Genomic DNA, 16,306 nt, shown 5'->3' with positions numbered 1-16,306 from the left:
ATTAGGGAAGGTCTGCACGACCGTCGCGAGCGGGCGAAGCGCAAGGCGCACGGAACGCCGCGACCGAGACATAACCATGAGTTAGGCGCGGGAGCGAGCACCGCGCAACGCAGCGATCCGTACGCGCAGCAGGTTGTTCAGACCCTCCTTAGCGCCAAGAACAAGATATAGGGCCTCGGCGCGGCCTGCGCCAGCGCGATCGCGGCGGTGAACCGCGCCTCGTCCAGCCAGTCCTGGCGCAGCACCCAGTAGCGGTTATCTGCCGCCGTGGTGATGGCGCCGCCCACCGCCAGCAGCGACAGCGTCAGAAACTGCACGAACAGCTGCCGCCAGTTGGCAGCGGTCAGGGTGGCCGTCATGGCCGTTGCCTCTTTAGTGCCCAGGCCGCCCACACCCACCCGATGCCACCCAGCGGCAGCAACACCCACAGCAGCGGCCAGCGCAGCCAGGCGATGCTGACGAAGGCGGCTGAGGTCAGCTGCACGCAACCCGGCCCGCCCAGCGGGTGACCACGCAGCGCCGGGGCAAGTCGCGGCGCGCTGCCCATCACCAGCCCTGCCGCCACCGCGCCCATGCCGCGCAGGGCTCCTTGCGCCACCGGGTGGTGATCCACTTGCGCGAACGCCGCTGCCAGCACCAGCAGCAGCGCCAATGGCAGCGGCAGCATGCCGCCTAGGGCAGCCGCCGCGCCGCGCCAGCACAAGTGGCGCGCGCCGATCATCAGGGCCAGGTTGACCACGTTGGGTCCCGGCAACACCTGGGCCACGGCCCAGTCTTGCAGAAACTGCTCGCGCGTCAGCCAGCGCCGCCGCTCCACCAGTTCCCGCTGCGCCACCGCCAGCACGCCCCCAAAGCCCTGCAGCGCCAGCACGGTGCAGGCCCAGAACAGCTCGGTGGGGTCACGGGGGCAGCCCCGTCGGGTGTTGCCTGCGATGCGGTGGTGTTCACGCCAGCACTCGCCTGAATCGGGAAATCCCCGGTCTGGGCCGTGGGGTGCGCGTTCTACAATGACCGAATGGACATCGGGTAGCGATACCCCGGTTGGCATTCACCGTTGCAGGAGACCGTTTCGTGCAGCCCACCCAGGCCACCGCCGCAGCCCCCCATGACGCCGCTTCCACCGGCACCGGTGGTGCATCGGTGCGCGTCATCAAGAAATACCCCAACCGGCGGCTCTACGATACCGATTCATCGTCGTACATCACCCTCAGCGATGTCAAAGATCTGGTCATGCGCGGGGAGTCCTTCGTCGTGCGCGACGCCAAAAGCGGCGAGGATCTGACGCGCGCGATTCTGCTGCAGATCATCCTCGAGGAAGAGACCGCGGGCGTGCCGCTGTTTTCTGAGAAGATGTTGGCCAATCTCATTCGATTCTACGGCCACGCCATGCAGGGGTTCATGGGGACGTACCTCGAACGCAACCTGCAGATCTTCATGGATTGGCAGCAGAAAATGGCCGAGCAGGCCAAGGAGCTGACGCCGGAGCTGTGGCAGCAGTTTATGGCGGCGCAGCCCCCGCTGATGATGGCGCCGTTTTTGGCACAGTCGCAAAAGGCGCTGGCGCAGATGCAGGAGCAGATGCTAGCGGCGTTTGGCGTCAAGCGTCCGCCGGGTTGAAGGGGCGAGTGCAAAACGCCCCAGCTGCGCGGGCGTCGGGGGGGCGGGCCGAACTGCGACAATACCGGCCATGACCGACACCGCTGCCACCGAATCGGCCACCAGCCGCGTCCCCACCATCGGCTTCGTCAGCCTCGGCTGTCCCAAGGCCCTGACCGATTCCGAGCTGATCCTGACGCGACTGAGCGCCGAGGGCTACCGCACCAGCAAAGACTACCGGGGTGCCGATCTCGTCATCGTCAACACCTGCGGCTTCATCGACGAGGCGGTGCAGGAAAGCCTGGACGCCATTGGCGAAGCGCTCAGCGCCAACGGCAAGGTTATCGTCACCGGCTGCCTGGGGGCGCGCAGCGATGCGCATGGGGGCAATCTGGTCAAGGGTCTGCACCCGGCGGTGCTGGCCGTCACCGGCCCGCACGCGGCCGACGAGGTGCTGCAGGCTGTGCACACCCACCTGCCCAAGCCGCACGATCCATTTCTGGATTTGGTGCCGCCGCCCAGCAACGCCATCGAGGGCGTCGGCGTCAAGCTCACCCCGCGCCACTACGCGTACCTGAAGATCAGCGAGGGCTGCAACCATCGCTGCACTTTCTGCATCATCCCGTCGATGCGTGGCGATTTGGTGAGCCGTCCGATCGGCGAGGTGCTGACCGAGGCGCGCCGCCTGTTCGAAGGCGGCGTCAAGGAGCTGCTCGTCATCAGCCAGGACACCAGCGCCTACGGCGTGGACGTGCAATACCGCACCGGGTTCTGGGACGGGCGCCCCATTCGCACCCGCATGCTCGAGCTGGTGCGTGAACTGGGCCTGCTGGCGCGCGCGCACGGCGCTTGGGTGCGCCTGCACTACGTTTACCCGTACCCGCACGTGGACGATGTGGTGCCGCTGATGGCTGAAGGGTTGGTGTTGCCGTACCTGGACGTGCCGTTTCAGCACAGCCATCCGGATGTGCTGCGGCGTATGAAGCGCCCAGCCAGCGGCGAGCGCAATCTGGAGCGTATTCGTCGCTGGCGACAGCTGTGTCCGGAGTTGGTGGTGCGCAGCACCTTCATTGCCGGCTTCCCGGGCGAAACCGAAGAGGAGTTTGCGCACCTGCTGGCCTTTGTGCGTGAGGCACAAATTGACCGCGCTGGTTGTTTTGCTTACTCACCGGTTGCCGGGGCGGCTGCCAACGCGCTGCCGGGAGCGCTGCCCGAAGCGGTACGCGAAGAGCGCCGAGCGCGCTTCATGGCGGTGGCCGAGCAGGTGGCGGTGCAGCGCTTGCAGCGCCGCGTGGGCGCGACGATGCAGGTGTTGGTGGATAAGGCACACAGCCTGGGTAAAAAGGGCGGGGTGGGGCGGTCCTATGCCGATGCGCCGGAGATCGATGGTACGGTGCGTCTGTTGCCGCCCGACAAAGCCAGCAAGACCTACCGCAGCGGCGACTTCATCAAGGCGCGCATCGTGGCCGTGGACGGCCACGATCTGGTCGGCATCCCGGTGTAAACAAAGGTCGGGGCGGCCGGTGCACGGGTGCCCGCACCCGGCACGAAGAGCGTATCAGGGCGGGGGAGCCCCGATGGCGACAGCCGATGGGTCGAAGACCCGGCGTTCGGGTGGGGATCAGGCCGGGTGTCTGCCTGTCGGTGCTGGCATGGCTGCTGGCGCGCGGCCAAGTGCAGCAACCCTGTCCGGGGTAGCGCCGTTTCGGGGGTTCCCGCGCAGGCAGACAATAAGACCGGTGACGAGCGAAGACCGGCGAGTCGGCCTCGGTTAGCCACACAGGCAACAATCAGCACAGGCTGGTGTTTGCGATTCAAGCAGTGTGGCAGCGAAGGGTGCTACCTTGCCAGACCAACGAGCGGGACTTGGTGCCCAGGAGAGGACTCGAACCTCCACGCCTCGCGGCGCTAGTACCTGAAACTAGTGCGTCTACCAATTCCGCCACCTGGGCGTCCCAATTGAAAATTATACCGTCAAAAACCGCTTCCCTCCGACCTTGTGGTCGGGACACATCAGCTTGTCGCGTGTCGGCCCCGACAAGGGGTTTGGGAAACGGTTATGATGCCAGCCAAACGCCAACGGCACAACCGCACTGACCGGCCGATATCGGCCGATCAGTCGGGTGTCACCCGAACGCTGAACCGCGCTAAGCGCTGGTGCCCAGGAGAGGACTCGAACCTCCACGCCTCGCGGCGCTAGTACCTGAAACTAGTGCGTCTACCAATTCCGCCACCTGGGCGTTTCAGGAAGCGCGCATTATATATCGCCGAAAATGACGGCACCCGACGGTTCCCAACCCCTCAGTACGTGAAAGATTTCCTGATTCCCTCCCCCAACGAAATCGAAGGCGTGGTCGTTGGCCATCGCGACGGCCACGGCTTCGTGGTGCGCGACGACGGCCAGCCCGACCTGTATCTGCCACCCAACGAGATGCGGGCCGTGCTGCACCGTGACCGGGTGCGCGCCCGCATCGTGCGCTACGACCGGCGGGGCCGGCCCGAAGGGCGCGTCACCGAAATCCTGCAGCGCAGCGACGCGCCCATCATCGGCCGCCTGCTGTTTGAGAGCGGCGTCTGGCTGGTGGCGCCCGAAGATCGGCGCTACGGCCAGGACGTGTTGATTCCGAAAGGCGCCACAGGCTCGGCCCAGCCGGGGCAGGTGGTGGTGGTCGAACTCACCGAGCCGCCCGCCCTCTACGGTCAGCCGGTGGGGCGGGTCAAGGAAGTGCTGGGCGACATCGACGACCCGGGCATAGAGATCGAAATCGCGGTGCGCAAGTACGGCGTTCCGCACCAGTTTTCTGATGCGGCCCTGGCCGAGACGCGGGCGCTGCCCGACAAGGTGCGCGCGGTGGACCGGCGCGGCCGCGTCGATCTGACCGACGTGCCATTGGTGACCATCGACGGCGAGGACGCGCGCGACTTCGACGACGCCGTCTACTGCGAGCCGGCGCGTGTGGGCCGCGGCAAGGGGTGGCGATTGCTGGTGGCGATTGCCGACGTCAGCCACTACGTGCGCAGTGGCTCGCCGCTGGATATCGATGCCTACGACCGCGCCACCAGCGTGTACTTCCCGCGCCGCGTCATTCCGATGCTGCCGGAAAAGCTCTCCAACGGGCTGTGTTCGCTCAACCCTGCAGTGGACCGCCTGTGCATGGTGTGCGACATGCTCATCGATGCCAAGGGGCAGGTGCAGGCCTACCAGTTCTACCCGGGCGTGATGCACAGCCACCAGCGCTTCACGTATACCGAGGTGGCGGCCATTTTGCAAAACACACGCGGTCCGCTGGCGCAGCGCCACGCGGCGCTGGTGCCACACCTGCTGAATTTGTACGACGTTTATCGCGCGCTGCTGACCGCCCGCGAGGCACGCGGGGCAGTCGATCTGGAGACGGTGGAGACGCAGATCGTCTGCGACGAGGCCGGCCGCATCGAACGCATCGAGCCGCGCACGCGCACCGAGGCGCACCGGCTGATTGAAGAGGCCATGCTAGCGGCCAACGTGTGCGCGGCCGAGTTCATCAGTACGCACCAGCATCCGGCTCTGTACCGTGTGCACGAGCGGCCCTCGCCAGACAAGGTCGAGTTGTTGCGGGAATATCTGAAGGCCATCGGCGTCAACGCCACGCTGCCGGACCTGCCCGGACCGCGCGACTTTCAGGCGCTGTCTAAGGCCACCGCCGACCGGCCCGATGCGCCGCAGATTCACCAGATGCTGCTGCGCTCGATGCAGCAGGCCATGTACTCCCCGCACAACGTCGGCCACTTCGGGCTAGCGTTCGAGGCCTACACCCACTTCACCAGCCCGATCCGGCGCTATCCGGACCTGCTGGTGCACCGGGTCATCAAGGCGATCCTCAAGGGCGAGCGCTACCATCTGCCGGCGCTGCCGACGCCGGGCGAGGCGCAGGCCAAGCTGGCCAAACGCCTGCAGGAGCGGGGAGACAGCGCCGCTGTGCCGCGCACGCGGGCGCGCCCATCTGGCGAGGTGCTGGGCTGGGAGGCCGCCGGGCTGCACTGCAGCGCCAACGAGCGCCGTGCCGATGAGGCCAGCCGCGATGTCGAAGCCTGGCTGAAGTGCAAGTATATGCGCGAGCGCCTGGGCGAGGAGTTCAGCGGCACCGTCACCGCGGTCACCAGCTTCGGCCTGTTCGTGACGCTGGATACCCTTTATGTCGAGGGGCTGGTGCACGTCAGCGAACTGGGCGGCGAGTACTTCCGCTACGACGAACGCCGGCAGGAGCTGCGCGGCGAGCGCACCGGCGTGCGCTACGCCCTCGGCTCGAAGGTGACGGTGCAGGTTAGCCGGGTCGATCTGGATGGCCGGCGCATCGACTTCCGTCTGGTGCGTGACGCGTATGCACCGGGCGAGGGGCGTACGCTGCCCGGGGCGCCTCCCGACGGGACCGATGCCGCACAGCGGGATGCGCAGACGCCGGGTCGACGCCGGGGCGCGCGCAGTGGCGGACAGAGCCGCGACATAGCCGAAGGCGCCGACCCCGCCAGCCGACGCGCCGGCCGGGAGGCGGGGTCGAAGGCCGGTTCGCGCGCTGCCAAGGGCAAGGCGCAGGCGCGCGGGGCGGACCCGACGCGCAACGCCGCGCCGTCTGCGGCACAATTGCCGACGGCGGGTGGTTCGGCGGCCCGCCCGCGCCGCGGTGGCCCGCGGCGCTGATGGTCTGCTGCGCCGCAGTTCCTCCCGTGTGCCCCGTCCGCCATGCGCGTTGTGTTGTTTCTCCTCGATACGGTGTTTTTCATCCTGGTCGGCGCAGCTCTGCTGCGGGGGTGGCTGAACACCCGGCGCATGCGCATGAGCCAGCAGCCCGGGCCGTTCGTGATCGCCATCACCGACTGGCTGGTGCAGCCGCTGCGGCGTCTGCTGCCGCGTCCTTGGGCGCAAGCCAACGCCGACTGGGCGAGCTGGCTGGCGGCGCTGCTGCTGTCGCTGGCCTATTCGGGGCTGGTCCATCTGGTCTGGGGCGGGGCGCTGCCCGGCGTGCAGGCGCTGGATTTCTGGGCCACCGTGCCCATGCTGGCGCTACAGTGGCTGCTGCGCACCGCGTTGCAGGGGCTGATGGTGCTGTTGCTGGTGTACGCTGTGCTGAGCTGGGTGCAGCCCTACGCACCGCTGCTGGGCACGCTCGGGCGGCTGCTCGATCCGCTGCTGGCGCCGGTGCGCCGTGTCGTGCCCACCGTGGGTGGGGTCGATCTGTCGGTGCTGGTGCTGCTGATCGGGCTGCAGGTGGTGCTGATGCTGCTGACCTAAGTCAGATCACGCCGTCGAACAGCATCACATCCACCGCGTCGCCCGGGGCCACCGACCCCTGCCCGTGGGCGAGGACGATGAGCGCATTGGCCTCGACCATCGAGCGCAGCACTCCCGACCCCTGATTGCCGGTGGTGCGCACCCACAGCGTGCCCTCGGCATCGCGCGTGACGACGCCGCGCTGGTATTCGGTGCGCCCGGGTTTTTTGCGCATCGGCTCGGCGCTGCGGGCGCGCATCAGCAGCGGTGCTGTGTCCCGCGCCCCCATCAGTCGCAGCAGTGCCGGGCGCACGAACGCCAGAAAGGTCACCATCACCGCCACCGGGTTGCCCGGCAGGCCAAACAGCAGGGTGGGGCTCTCGCGTCCAGGGGGTTGCAGGCGGCCCACCGCCATCGGCCGGCCGGGGCGCATCGCGATGCGCCAGAACACCACCTCGCCCAGCCGCCGCATCATGGCCCGGGTGTGGTCGGCCTCGCCCATGCTGACGCCGCCACTGGTGATGACCGCATCGGCCATGGCCGATGCGCGCCGAAACGTGTCTTCGAGCGCCGCCGGGTCGTCACGCACCACGCCCAGGTCGATCACCTCGACGCCCAGCCGCCGCAGCAGCGCGGTGACGGTGTAGCGGTTGCTGTCGTACACCGCGCCCGGGCGCAGGGGCTCGCCCAGCGTCAGGATCTCGTCGCCGGTGGAAAAATACGCCACGCGCGGCCGGCGCACCACCGACACCTGGGCGATGCCCAGGCTGGCGATGAGACCCAGCGCTGCCGGGCCGAGCCGCTGGCCCGCGCGCAGCGCTGCCTGTCCTGCCATCAGGTCTTCGCCGCACAAACGCCGGTGATCGCCCGGCCGCACCGCGCCCGCTGGCACGCGGATGTACTCGATGTCGGCGCAGTCTCCCGCGGCTTCGTGCTGCACCAGCTCCACGGGCACCACGGTGTCGAGCCCTTCGGGCATCACGGCACCGGTCATGATGCGGATGCAGGCATCGTCGGGGATGGGCGCGTCCCAGCGTGCCTGGCCCGCCAGCACGGTACCCACGACACGCAAGATCGTATCGGCGTTCGCGCGCAGGGTGCTGCCGCGCACCGCGTAGCCGTCCATGGCGGCGTTATCGTGCGGCGGCACACTGATGGGCGACACGATGTCCGCGGCCAGCACGCGATCGAGCGCCTGCACCAGCGCGACGGTCTCGGTATCGCGCAAGGGGTCGGTGAGCGCTTCCAGGAAGGCACTGACCGTGACGGCGGGCAGGGCTTGCGGGTCGTAGCCCTCGAGCTCAGCGGCGATGGCGGCGAGTGATTTCATCAAGTGGCGCAAGGGGGGTTGCTGGCGTGCGGGCGGCCTCATCCGCGGTCCGCTGGGGCGGCGCCTGCATTGCACTGATAGGACTGCAATTCGGCCAGGGTATTGAGGTTGACGAAAGCCAGCGGGTCGTCACCGGGCGCATCGAACGGCACCACGACCGTGCGGTGGCCGGCCGTCCAGCGGTCGATCTTGCGCTGGCCCGACTGCAAAAAGGCATTCAGGCTACCCAGCAGCCCAACATGCAGCAGGCAAAACACCGGCTGGGGTCGCAGCTCGCCGTCGCCTTCGCGGGCCGCGGCCACGGCGATGTCGGCGCGCTCACGGATCAACGCCTGGCACAGACGCTCGGCTAGGTCGAGCGGGAAGCGCGGTGAGTCACACGGCACGGTCAGCAGGAAGGGGGTTTCGCAGTGCGTCAGCGCCGCGGCCATGCCGGCCAGCGGTCCGGCAAAGTCGCCCTGCAGGTCGGGCCACACCGGCACGCCAAACGCCTCGTAGGCGCCCAGGTTGCGGTTGGCGTTGATCATGCAGGCGCCCAGCCACGGCCCCCGCTGCTGTTGCAGACGCAGCAGGGCATGCAGCGCCAGCGGCATGCCGGCGAACGTCTGCAGACCCTTGTCCAGGCCACCCATGCGCTCGGCACGGCCTCCGGCCAGCACCACACCGGTGACGCTGCCCGTCGTCGGCGCCTGCCAGCCCAGGGGGCCAGGCGTAGACTCGGGCGAGCGGGGGTCGGCCCTTGCGGGGCCATCTTCCGTCGGCACCAAGCGGTGGACCAGGGGAGGGACGGCGGGGTGTTGGTCAGGCGGATGGGGCATGGCAGCGACGGGCGGCAGGCGGTCAGCCACCGATATAGCTCATCTCGATGCGGCGCCGCTGGGCGCGGGCGTCGGCGGGCAGCGCGGCGCGGAGCTCGGAGTAGCGGTCGCTGCGGCCCTGCCAGATCGCCCCGATGGCCGAGATCAGCGCCTCGTCGCTGGCGCCGCTGCGCAGCAGCGCGCGCAAGTCGTAGCCGCGGTCGGCAAACAGGCAAAGGTACATCCTGCCTTCAGTGGACAGGCGAGCTCGGTTGCAATCCCGGCAGAACGCCTGCGTGACGCTGCTGATGAGGCCGATTTCGCCCAGCGCCGGGTCGTGCCGCCCGTCGGGGCCGGCGTAGCCCCATCGCTCGGCGGTCTCGCCCGGGGCGCTGTGCTGCAGCGGCACCAGTGGGAACTCGCGCTGCAGGCGGGCCAGCACCTCGGCGCTGGGCAGCACCTCGTCCATGCACCAGCCGTTGGTGGCACCGACATCCATGTACTCGATGAAGCGCAGCACGATGCCGGTGCCGCGGAAGTGGTGCGCCATCGGCAGGATTTGGTCGTCGTTGGTGCCCCGCTTGACCACCATGTTGACCTTGATCGGACCAAGCCCCACTGCCTGCGCCTCGGCAATGCCGTCCAGCACCTCCCGCACCGGAAAGTCGACATCGTTCATACGCCGAAACACGGCGTCGTCCAGGCCGTCCAGACTGACCGTGACGCGTTGTAGTCCGGCATCGCGCAGCGCGCGCGCCTTGCGCTTGAGCAGGCTGCCGTTGGTGGTCAGCGTTAAGTCCAGCGGCGCGCCGTCCGGGGTGCGCAGCGCGGCCAGCTGCTCGACCAAGATCTCCAGATTCTTGCGCAGCAGTGGCTCGCCGCCGGTCAAGCGAAGCTTGCGCACCCCGTGCGCCACGAAGCAACGTGCCACACGCGTGATTTCCTCAAAGGTCAGCAGCGCCGCATGGGGCAGGTACGGGTAATCCTTCGTGAACACGTCCTTGGGCATGCAGTAGCTGCAGCGAAAGTTGCAGCGGTCGGTGACACTGATGCGCAGGTCGCGCAGCGCTCGCCCCCGACGGTCGAGCAGTACACCGGTGGCCGCGATCGGCTCGGGCGGCTGCGGGGCGGCCAGGGCGGCAATGCGCTGATCGACCAGCGGAATGACGCGTTCGGACATATGCGATAGATTAGCACCTGTACCGAAGCCTAGGCACGATGCACCCGGACGGCGTGGGGTTTCGCCTTGCCTTGGCACGGATGGATGACGGAGACGACGGATGCGGCGCAGGACGTGGTTGCGTTGGAGCGCGACAGTGGCGTTGCCTGTGGGCGCGGGCGGCGCGGCACGGGTGTGGGCGCAACCGGCCTCCGCCGCTGAGGCGGAGGCCAAGGCACCACCCCTGCCGGCAGTGGGCCAACCCTGGCCTGTGCCTCCGATGGTGCGGCTGGATGGCAGCCGCTTCGAGCCGGCGCACGCCGCCGGCCGCGTGCTGGTGCTGTACTGGTGGGCCAGCACCTGTCCGTTCTGCGCCGCCACCTCGCCCCACGTCGAGCGTTTCTGGCGCAGCTACGGTGGCCGTGGCGACTGGCTGCTGCTGGGCCTGTCCATCGACCGCACCGAAGAGGCGGCGCGCCACTATCTGGCGCAGCGCGGCTACACCTTCCCCAACGCGTGGGTGACGCCCGAGGTGCAGCGGGCCATGCCCAAGCCGCGCGGGCTGCCGATCACGCTGGTGCGTGGACGCGATGGCCGCCTGCTGATGGCTGAGCGCGGCCAGCTGTTCGCCGAGGACGTCGACGCCATCGCCCAGTGGCTGTAGGGCCGGCTGGCTTGCGGGGCAGGCCGCTGCCGGTGCACACCGCCTGTGGCGGCGTGCGACCGCGGCCCGTGCCACGATGATTCCATCGCGCCAGCAGCGTCGGCCCGCTGCCGCTTACGCTAGCAGCGGCACGATCAGCAGCGCCACGATGTTGATGATCTTGATTAGCGGGTTCACTGCGGGGCCGGCGGTGTCCTTGTAAGGGTCGCCCACCGTATCGCCGGTCACCGCCGCCTTGTGCGCCTCGGACCCTTTGCCGCCGTGGTGACCGTCCTCGATGTACTTCTTGGCGTTGTCCCATGCGCCGCCGCCGGTGCACATGCTGATGGCAACGAACAGGCCGGTGACGATCGTGCCCATCAGCAGACCGCCCAGCGCCACCGGCCCCAGTGCCAGCCCCACCACGATCGGCACCACCACCGGCAGCAGGCTCGGCAGCATCATTTCCTTGATGGCGGCGCTGGTCAGCATGTCCACCGCCCGTCCGTACTCGGGCTTGGCCGTGCCGTCCATGATGCCTTTGATCTCGCGAAACTGCCGGCGCACCTCTTCGACCACGCTGCCGGCCGCGCGCCCCACCGCCTCCATCGCCAGCGCGCCGAATAGGTAGGGAATCAGCCCGCCGATGAACAGGCCGACGATCACCATCGGATCGGATAGGTCGAAGCGCAGCGCCTGGCCCGTGCTCTCCAGCTTGTGCGTGTAGTCGGCGAACAGCACCAGCGCGGCCAGCCCGGCGGAGCCGATCGCGTAGCCCTTGGTCACCGCCTTGGTGGTGTTGCCCACGGCGTCCAGCGGGTCGGTCACGTCGCGCACGCTCGAGGGCAGCTCCGCCATCTCGGCGATGCCGCCGGCGTTGTCGGTGATGGGGCCGTAGGCGTCGAGCGCAACCACGATGCCGGCCATGCTGAGCATGGCGGTCGCCGCTACCGCCACCCCGTACAGCCCGGCGAGTGCGTACGACGCCACGATGGCCGCGCACACCGCCAGCACCGGCCACGCAGTGGACTTCATGCTGACGCCGATGCCGGCGATGATGTTGGTGGCGTGGCCGGTGGTCGAGGCCTGCGCCACGTGGCGCACCGGCGCGTAGTCGGTGCCGGTGTAGTACTCGGTGATCCACACCATGGCCGCCGTCAGCGCCAGACCCACCAGCGCCGCCGCCCACAGCCGCCACTGGGTGCCGCTGGCACTGATGGCGTCATCCGGCATCAGCCAAACCGTCACGCCGTAGAACAGCACCGCCGACAGTGCGCCGGCGACGATCAGCCCCTTGTACAGCGCCGGCATCACGTTCTTCATGCCGGCAGTGGCCTTGACGAAAAAGCAGCCGACGATGGAGGCCAGGATCGACGCACCGCCAAGCGCCAGCGGGTACAGGCTGGCCTGCACCGGTGCCGCCGTCACCAGCAGCGCGCCCAGCACGATGGTGGCGATCAGCGTCACCGCGTAGGTCTCGAACAGGTCGGCCGCCATGCCCGCGCAGTCCCCCACGTTGTCGCCCACGTTGTCGGCGATCACCGCCGGGTTGCGCGGGTCGTCCTCGGGAATGCCGGCCTCGACCTTACCCACCAGGTCGGCGCCCACGTCGGCGCCTTTGGTGAAGATGCCACCACCCAGGCGCGCGAAGATCGAGATCAGCGAGGCCCCAAACGCCAGCCCGATGAGCGGCTGCAGCAGGCCACTGAGCGGGCGTGCCGGGTTGAGTTGCCCATTGCCGACCAGGAAGCCGTAAAACACCGTCACGCCCAGCAGGCCCAGGCCCACCACCAGCATGCCGGTGATGGCGCCGCCGCGAAACGCCACCTCCAGCGCCGGCGCGATGCCGCGCGCGGCCGCCTGGGCGGTGCGCACGTTGGCGCGTACCGAGACGTTCATGCCAATGAAGCCGCAGGTACCCGACAGCACGGCACCGACCACGAAGCCCACTGCCGTCACGCCGTCGATGAAGACGGCGATGAGCACCGTCAGCACCACACCCACCAGCGCAATGGTCTTGTACTGCCGTGCCAGGTACGCCGCAGCGCCGGTTTGCACCGCGGCTGCGATTTCCTGCATGCGTGCGCTGCCCGGGTCCTGCGCCAGGATCCAGCCCCGGGCCCATATGCCGTAAGCCACTGCTGCCAGGGCGCAGAGGACGGCGAAGACCAACGCGGATTGACCAACCATACCAAAGTCTCCTCAGGGACGTTTTCGACTTGGAGGAAGCCAACGCAGGCGAGCCGTCGGCTTCCGCTGCGTTGCTTCCTCACCGCCGTCGCGCCTGCGGTGCGGCGGCGGTGATTGGCCAACGCGGTCACTTTAGCGCAAGGCGCGCCCGAATGCATCCCCCATGTTGCGCCGGCCCGTCAGCCACGCGCCAGTAAAATCCGGCAGACTGTTGTTTTTCCACTACCAACCCCAACGCCATGTCTTTGGATCAAGTCACAGCGGGCGACAAAGTGCCCGATGCCTTCAATGTCGTCATCGAAATCTCAATGCACGGCGAGCCGATCAAGTACGAAGTCGACAAGGCCTCCGGTGCCATCTTCGTCGACCGCTTCATGAATACCGCCATGCACTACCCGACCAACTACGGGTACGTGCCGCAAACCATCGCCGGTGACGGCGATCCGGTGGACGTGCTGGTCATCACGCCGGTACCCCTGCCGCCGGGCGTCGTGGTGCCGTGCCGGGCGCTGGGTATCCTGAAAATGGAAGACGAGAGCGGCATGGATGGCAAGGTGCTGGCCGTGCCCACCGAGAAGGTGCTGCCGCTGTATGCCCGCTGGAAGACGCTGGATGACCTCAATCCGGTGCGTCTGAAGACCATCGAACACTTCTTCGAGCACTACAAGGACCTCGACCCGGGCAAGTGGGTGAAGGTGCTCGGGTGGGGCTCGGTGGAAGAGGCGCGTCAGGAGATTCTGTCGGGTGTGCAGAACTACCGCGCCCAACGCGGCGCCTGAGGCCCCTGCCTGAAGGGGGCGTGCAACGTGAGCACGCGCGGCAGGCGCTCGATGTTGGGCGCCTGAGCCCCTGCCTGAAGGGGGCGTGCAACGGCAGCGTCTGCACCTAGGCGCCGACGGCATCGCGCTCGTGGGCCAGGTGGTCATCGATGGCCGCTGCGAATGTGGGGGAGCTAGCCGGTGGTAACTGCTCACCCGCTTCGGCAGCAAGCCGCGCGCCAGCTTGGGTTCATCCTGCGCGCCGCCTTCGAAACCCTGCGCCCCGTGCGCGATGCATCGGGCCAGCGGTGGGCAAACGCAAGCCTCAAAGCGTGGGCGTGCTGACGCGCTCCAGCGCTGCCCCGTAGCGGCCGAAGACGGTGTGCGGCCGCGCGGAGGCGTCGCCGAGGGCGAGCCGGCGCGGTGCGGCCACGAGCGGAAAGGGTACTGCCACCACTGCCTTGGGGTGGCGGCACAGGCGTGGCGATGGCGGGCCTGAGCCCAGCCCCCGCCGAATGCGTATCGCCTCAGGAATGAGGCCGTGCGATATAGCGGCGCTACCGCGCACAGCGCGCCGTCGCCATCCCACAGCGTGATCCCGTATAGATCTCAGTCCCGTTCGCGGTTGACGCATCGTCAGCGCATGCTGGCCGTCACGACGCATGAAGGGGCTGCGGGCCTGCGCTGCAGGCTGCGCATGCAGCAGCGTGTTCCACCGCGCCGCCGCAACAGCGCTGGGATCGCGCACGACGCGGGTGCCATAATCGGCAGCATCGCAATCCTCGTAACGGTACATGGCGATCACCATTGGGGTGGTTCAAAGCAACTTCGTGGTCGGCGACCTCACGGGCAACGTCGGGCGCATCGTGGCCGCGGCGCGGCGGGGCTACGCGCAGGGGGTGCGGCTGCTGCTGACCCCCGAGCTGGCCATCGCCGGCTATGCGGCCGAGGATCTGTATCTGCGCCCGGCGTTCGTGGCGGCTTGCGAGGATGCCGTGCGGGCGCTGGCGGCACAAACCGCTGACCTCCAAGGGCTTTATCTCGTCGTGGGCCATCCCAGCCCGGTGCCCACCGTACTGGGGCGGGGGCGCAGCGTGGGCCGCGCGCCGTACCACAACGCGGCTTCGGTGCTGCACGAGGGGCGCATCGTGCAACGCTACGTCAAGCGCGAGCTGCCCAATTACCAGGTGTTCGATGAACGACGCTATTTCGTGCCGGGGCAGGCACCGTGCGTCTTCGAGGTGCCCACCGGGGGCGGGGCACTGCGCGTCGGTCTGTTGATCTGCGAGGATGCGTGGTACCCCGGCCCCGCCGCCGACACGGCAGCCGCCGGCGCCCAAATCCTGTGCGTCATCAACGCCTCGCCCTTTCACATCGGCAAGGGCGACGAGCGTGAACGCGCCATGCGCGAGCGCGTGCGTGAGACCGGCTTGCCGCTGGTGTATGCGCACCTGGTGGGGGGGCAAGACGAAATCGTCTTTGAGGGACGCAGTTTCGCGCTGGACGACGACGGGACGCTGGTGGCGCGCGCGGCGGCGTTTGAGGAGGCGCTACTGACCGTGCAGGTGCAACCCACCGCCCAGGGACGCTGGAGAGTCCGCGGTGAGGTGGCCGCGGCCGGCAGCACCGAATCCGACCTGTGGCACGCACTGGTTCTGGGCACGCGTGATTACGTTGACAAAAACGGCTTCCCCGGTGCGATCATCGGCCTGTCGGGTGGTGTGGATTCGGCGCTGGTGCTGGCGATTGCGGTGGATGCGCTGGGGCCGCAGCGCGTGCGGGCGGTGATGATGCCTTCGCCCTACACGGCCGACATATCGTGGCTGGATGCGCGCGACATGGCGTCACGGCTGGGTGTGCGCTACGACGAGATCCCGATTGGCCCACTCTTCGAGCGCTTTGTGCAGGCGCTGCAGCCGCTGTTCGTCGGGCGCGATGCCGACACCACCGAGGAGAACTTGCAGGCGCGCATCCGCGGCACGCTGCTGATGGCGCTGTCCAACAAGTTCGGCGACATCGTGCTGACCACCGGCAACAAGAGTGAAATGGCCACCGGCTACTGCACGCTCTACGGCGACATGGCCGGCGGCTTTGCGGTCATCAAGGATGTGACCAAGACCTGGGTGTGGCGACTGGCGCGCTGGCGCAACGCGCACGACCCGTTTGGCCGGGGTGCGCAGCCGATTCCGCAGCGCATCATCACGCGCGCGCCCAGCGCCGAGCTGCGGCCGGGTCAAAAAGATCAGGATACCTTGCCGCCCTATGAGGTGTTGGATGCCATCATCGAGCGCTACATGGAAGACGACCGCAGCGCGGACGAAATCGTGGCCGAGGGCTTCTCGGCCTCGGTGGTGGAGCAGGTGGTGCGGCTGATCCACATCAACGAGTACAAGCGCCGCCAGGCCCCGGTGGGCATCCGCGTCACCCACCGCAGTTTTGGCAAGGATTGGCGCTACCCCAATACCAACCGCTGGCGGGGCTAAGGAAGGTCTATACGACCGTCGCGAGCGGGCGAAGCGCAAGGCGCACGGTACGCAGCGACCGAGACATCACAATGAGTGAGGCGAGGGAGCGAGCACCGCGCAACG

The 16,306-nt window shown here is 68.2% G+C and carries 14 protein-coding genes, 2 tRNA genes and 1 pseudogene; 7 read left to right on the top strand and 10 right to left on the bottom strand.

Annotated features, from left to right (window positions below):
• Positions 1-137 precede the first annotated feature (137 nt).
• The gene (locus V7Z54_RS06640; RefSeq protein WP_334135298.1) at positions 138-359 is read right to left on the bottom strand and encodes a chromate transporter; all 222 of its coding nucleotides are present in this window, start codon (positions 357-359) and stop codon (positions 138-140) included.
• The gene (locus V7Z54_RS06635) at positions 356-934 is read right to left on the bottom strand and encodes a chromate transporter (RefSeq protein WP_334135303.1); all 579 of its coding nucleotides are present in this window, start codon (positions 932-934) and stop codon (positions 356-358) included. Before V7Z54_RS06635 ends, V7Z54_RS06640 begins: the two co-directional genes overlap by 4 nt.
• A 137-nt stretch (positions 935-1,071) precedes the next feature.
• Here V7Z54_RS06635 and phaR point away from each other — a divergent pair, with 137 nt between their 5' ends.
• On the top strand, positions 1,072-1,617 hold the full coding sequence (gene phaR, locus V7Z54_RS06630; protein WP_443082443.1) for a polyhydroxyalkanoate synthesis repressor PhaR: 546 nt from the start codon (positions 1,072-1,074) through the stop codon (positions 1,615-1,617).
• A 70-nt stretch (positions 1,618-1,687) separates the two neighbouring features.
• On the top strand, positions 1,688-3,100 hold the full coding sequence (gene rimO, locus V7Z54_RS06625) for a 30S ribosomal protein S12 methylthiotransferase RimO (RefSeq protein WP_334135297.1): 1,413 nt from the start codon (positions 1,688-1,690) through the stop codon (positions 3,098-3,100).
• Between the two features lie 363 nt (positions 3,101-3,463).
• Here rimO and V7Z54_RS06620 read toward each other — a convergent pair.
• Together V7Z54_RS06620 and V7Z54_RS06615 are read right to left on the bottom strand one after the other, a co-directional pair.
• Positions 3,464-3,548 (bottom strand) — tRNA-Leu (locus V7Z54_RS06620).
• 203 nt (positions 3,549-3,751) lie between these two features.
• A tRNA-Leu gene (locus tag V7Z54_RS06615) sits at positions 3,752-3,836 on the bottom strand.
• 68 nt (positions 3,837-3,904) lie between these two features.
• Here V7Z54_RS06615 and rnr point away from each other — a divergent pair.
• Both rnr and V7Z54_RS06605 read left to right on the top strand, forming a co-directional pair.
• Positions 3,905-6,271, top strand: coding sequence for a ribonuclease R (gene rnr / locus V7Z54_RS06610; protein ID WP_334135295.1), 2,367 nt, complete (start codon positions 3,905-3,907; stop codon positions 6,269-6,271).
• Positions 6,272-6,313: 42 nt separating this feature from the next.
• Positions 6,314-6,862, top strand: a complete 549-nt coding sequence (locus V7Z54_RS06605; RefSeq protein ID WP_334135294.1) for a YggT family protein — start codon at positions 6,314-6,316, stop codon at positions 6,860-6,862.
• A 1-nt stretch (position 6,863) separates the two neighbouring features.
• Here the strand turns inward: V7Z54_RS06605 and moeA are convergent, their stop codons facing one another.
• The 3 genes from moeA to moaA form a co-directional block, all read right to left on the bottom strand.
• Complete coding sequence (gene moeA, locus V7Z54_RS06600) at positions 6,864-8,171, bottom strand: molybdopterin molybdotransferase MoeA (protein ID WP_334135293.1); 1,308 nt, start codon at positions 8,169-8,171, stop codon at positions 6,864-6,866.
• 38 nt (positions 8,172-8,209) lie between these two features.
• On the bottom strand, positions 8,210-8,872 hold the full coding sequence (gene mobA / locus V7Z54_RS06595; protein WP_443082444.1) for a molybdenum cofactor guanylyltransferase MobA: 663 nt from the start codon (positions 8,870-8,872) through the stop codon (positions 8,210-8,212).
• A 139-nt stretch (positions 8,873-9,011) separates the two neighbouring features.
• Positions 9,012-10,148: a GTP 3',8-cyclase MoaA gene (moaA, locus tag V7Z54_RS06590; RefSeq protein WP_334135292.1), complete on the bottom strand. Its 1,137-nt coding sequence runs from the start codon at positions 10,146-10,148 to the stop codon at positions 9,012-9,014.
• 259 nt (positions 10,149-10,407) lie between these two features.
• Between moaA and V7Z54_RS06585 the strand changes: the two genes are divergently transcribed.
• Positions 10,408-10,791 carry a TlpA family protein disulfide reductase gene (locus V7Z54_RS06585; RefSeq protein ID WP_334135291.1) on the top strand — a complete coding sequence of 128 codons (384 nt, stop codon included), beginning with the start codon at positions 10,408-10,410 and terminating at the stop codon, positions 10,789-10,791.
• 114 nt (positions 10,792-10,905) lie between these two features.
• On the opposite strand, the gene V7Z54_RS06580 is transcribed toward V7Z54_RS06585, so the two are convergent.
• Positions 10,906-12,960, bottom strand: coding sequence for a sodium-translocating pyrophosphatase (locus tag V7Z54_RS06580; RefSeq protein ID WP_334135290.1), 2,055 nt, complete (start codon positions 12,958-12,960; stop codon positions 10,906-10,908).
• 239 nt (positions 12,961-13,199) lie between these two features.
• Here V7Z54_RS06580 and ppa point away from each other — a divergent pair, with 239 nt between their 5' ends.
• On the top strand, positions 13,200-13,739 hold the full coding sequence (gene ppa / locus V7Z54_RS06575) for an inorganic diphosphatase (protein WP_334135288.1): 540 nt from the start codon (positions 13,200-13,202) through the stop codon (positions 13,737-13,739).
• 222 nt (positions 13,740-13,961) lie between these two features.
• Here the strand turns inward: ppa and V7Z54_RS06570 are convergent.
• Positions 13,962-14,012 (bottom strand): annotated as a pseudogene (locus V7Z54_RS06570) (hypothetical protein); the annotation flags it as partial.
• Between the two features lie 31 nt (positions 14,013-14,043).
• The gene (locus V7Z54_RS06565) at positions 14,044-14,514 is read right to left on the bottom strand and encodes a hypothetical protein (protein WP_334135286.1); all 471 of its coding nucleotides are present in this window, start codon (positions 14,512-14,514) and stop codon (positions 14,044-14,046) included.
• Here V7Z54_RS06565 and V7Z54_RS06560 point away from each other — a divergent pair.
• Positions 14,513-16,201 carry an NAD+ synthase gene (locus V7Z54_RS06560; RefSeq protein ID WP_334135284.1) on the top strand — a complete coding sequence of 563 codons (1,689 nt, stop codon included), beginning with the start codon at positions 14,513-14,515 and terminating at the stop codon, positions 16,199-16,201. The two genes, V7Z54_RS06565 and V7Z54_RS06560, sit on opposite strands and share 2 nt — an antisense overlap.
• Positions 16,202-16,306: the final 105 nt, after the last annotated feature.

This window comes from Tepidimonas sp., from assembly GCF_036824975.1.
In the GTDB taxonomy this organism is placed as follows: Bacteria; Pseudomonadota; Gammaproteobacteria; order Burkholderiales; family Burkholderiaceae_C; genus Tepidimonas.
This window is presented reverse-complemented; position numbering and strand designations above follow the sequence as displayed.

Coding starts and splice junctions, on each gene's coding strand:
- V7Z54_RS06640 (WP_334135298.1), bottom strand. CDS start 359: ATGACGGCCACCCTGACCGCTGCCAACTGGCGGCAGCTGTTCGTGCAG.
- V7Z54_RS06580 (WP_334135290.1), bottom strand. CDS start 12,960: ATGGTTGGTCAATCCGCGTTGGTCTTCGCCGTCCTCTGCGCCCTGGCA.
- V7Z54_RS06585 (WP_334135291.1), top strand. CDS start 10,408: ATGGTGCGGCTGGATGGCAGCCGCTTCGAGCCGGCGCACGCCGCCGGC.
- V7Z54_RS06560 (WP_334135284.1), top strand. CDS start 14,513: ATGGCGATCACCATTGGGGTGGTTCAAAGCAACTTCGTGGTCGGCGAC.
- moaA (WP_334135292.1), bottom strand. CDS start 10,148: ATGTCCGAACGCGTCATTCCGCTGGTCGATCAGCGCATTGCCGCCCTG.
- V7Z54_RS06605 (WP_334135294.1), top strand. CDS start 6,314: ATGCGCGTTGTGTTGTTTCTCCTCGATACGGTGTTTTTCATCCTGGTC.
- rimO (WP_334135297.1), top strand. CDS start 1,688: ATGACCGACACCGCTGCCACCGAATCGGCCACCAGCCGCGTCCCCACC.
- V7Z54_RS06565 (WP_334135286.1), bottom strand. CDS start 14,514: ATGTACCGTTACGAGGATTGCGATGCTGCCGATTATGGCACCCGCGTC.
- ppa (WP_334135288.1), top strand. CDS start 13,200: ATGTCTTTGGATCAAGTCACAGCGGGCGACAAAGTGCCCGATGCCTTC.
- moeA (WP_334135293.1), bottom strand. CDS start 8,171: ATGAAATCACTCGCCGCCATCGCCGCTGAGCTCGAGGGCTACGACCCG.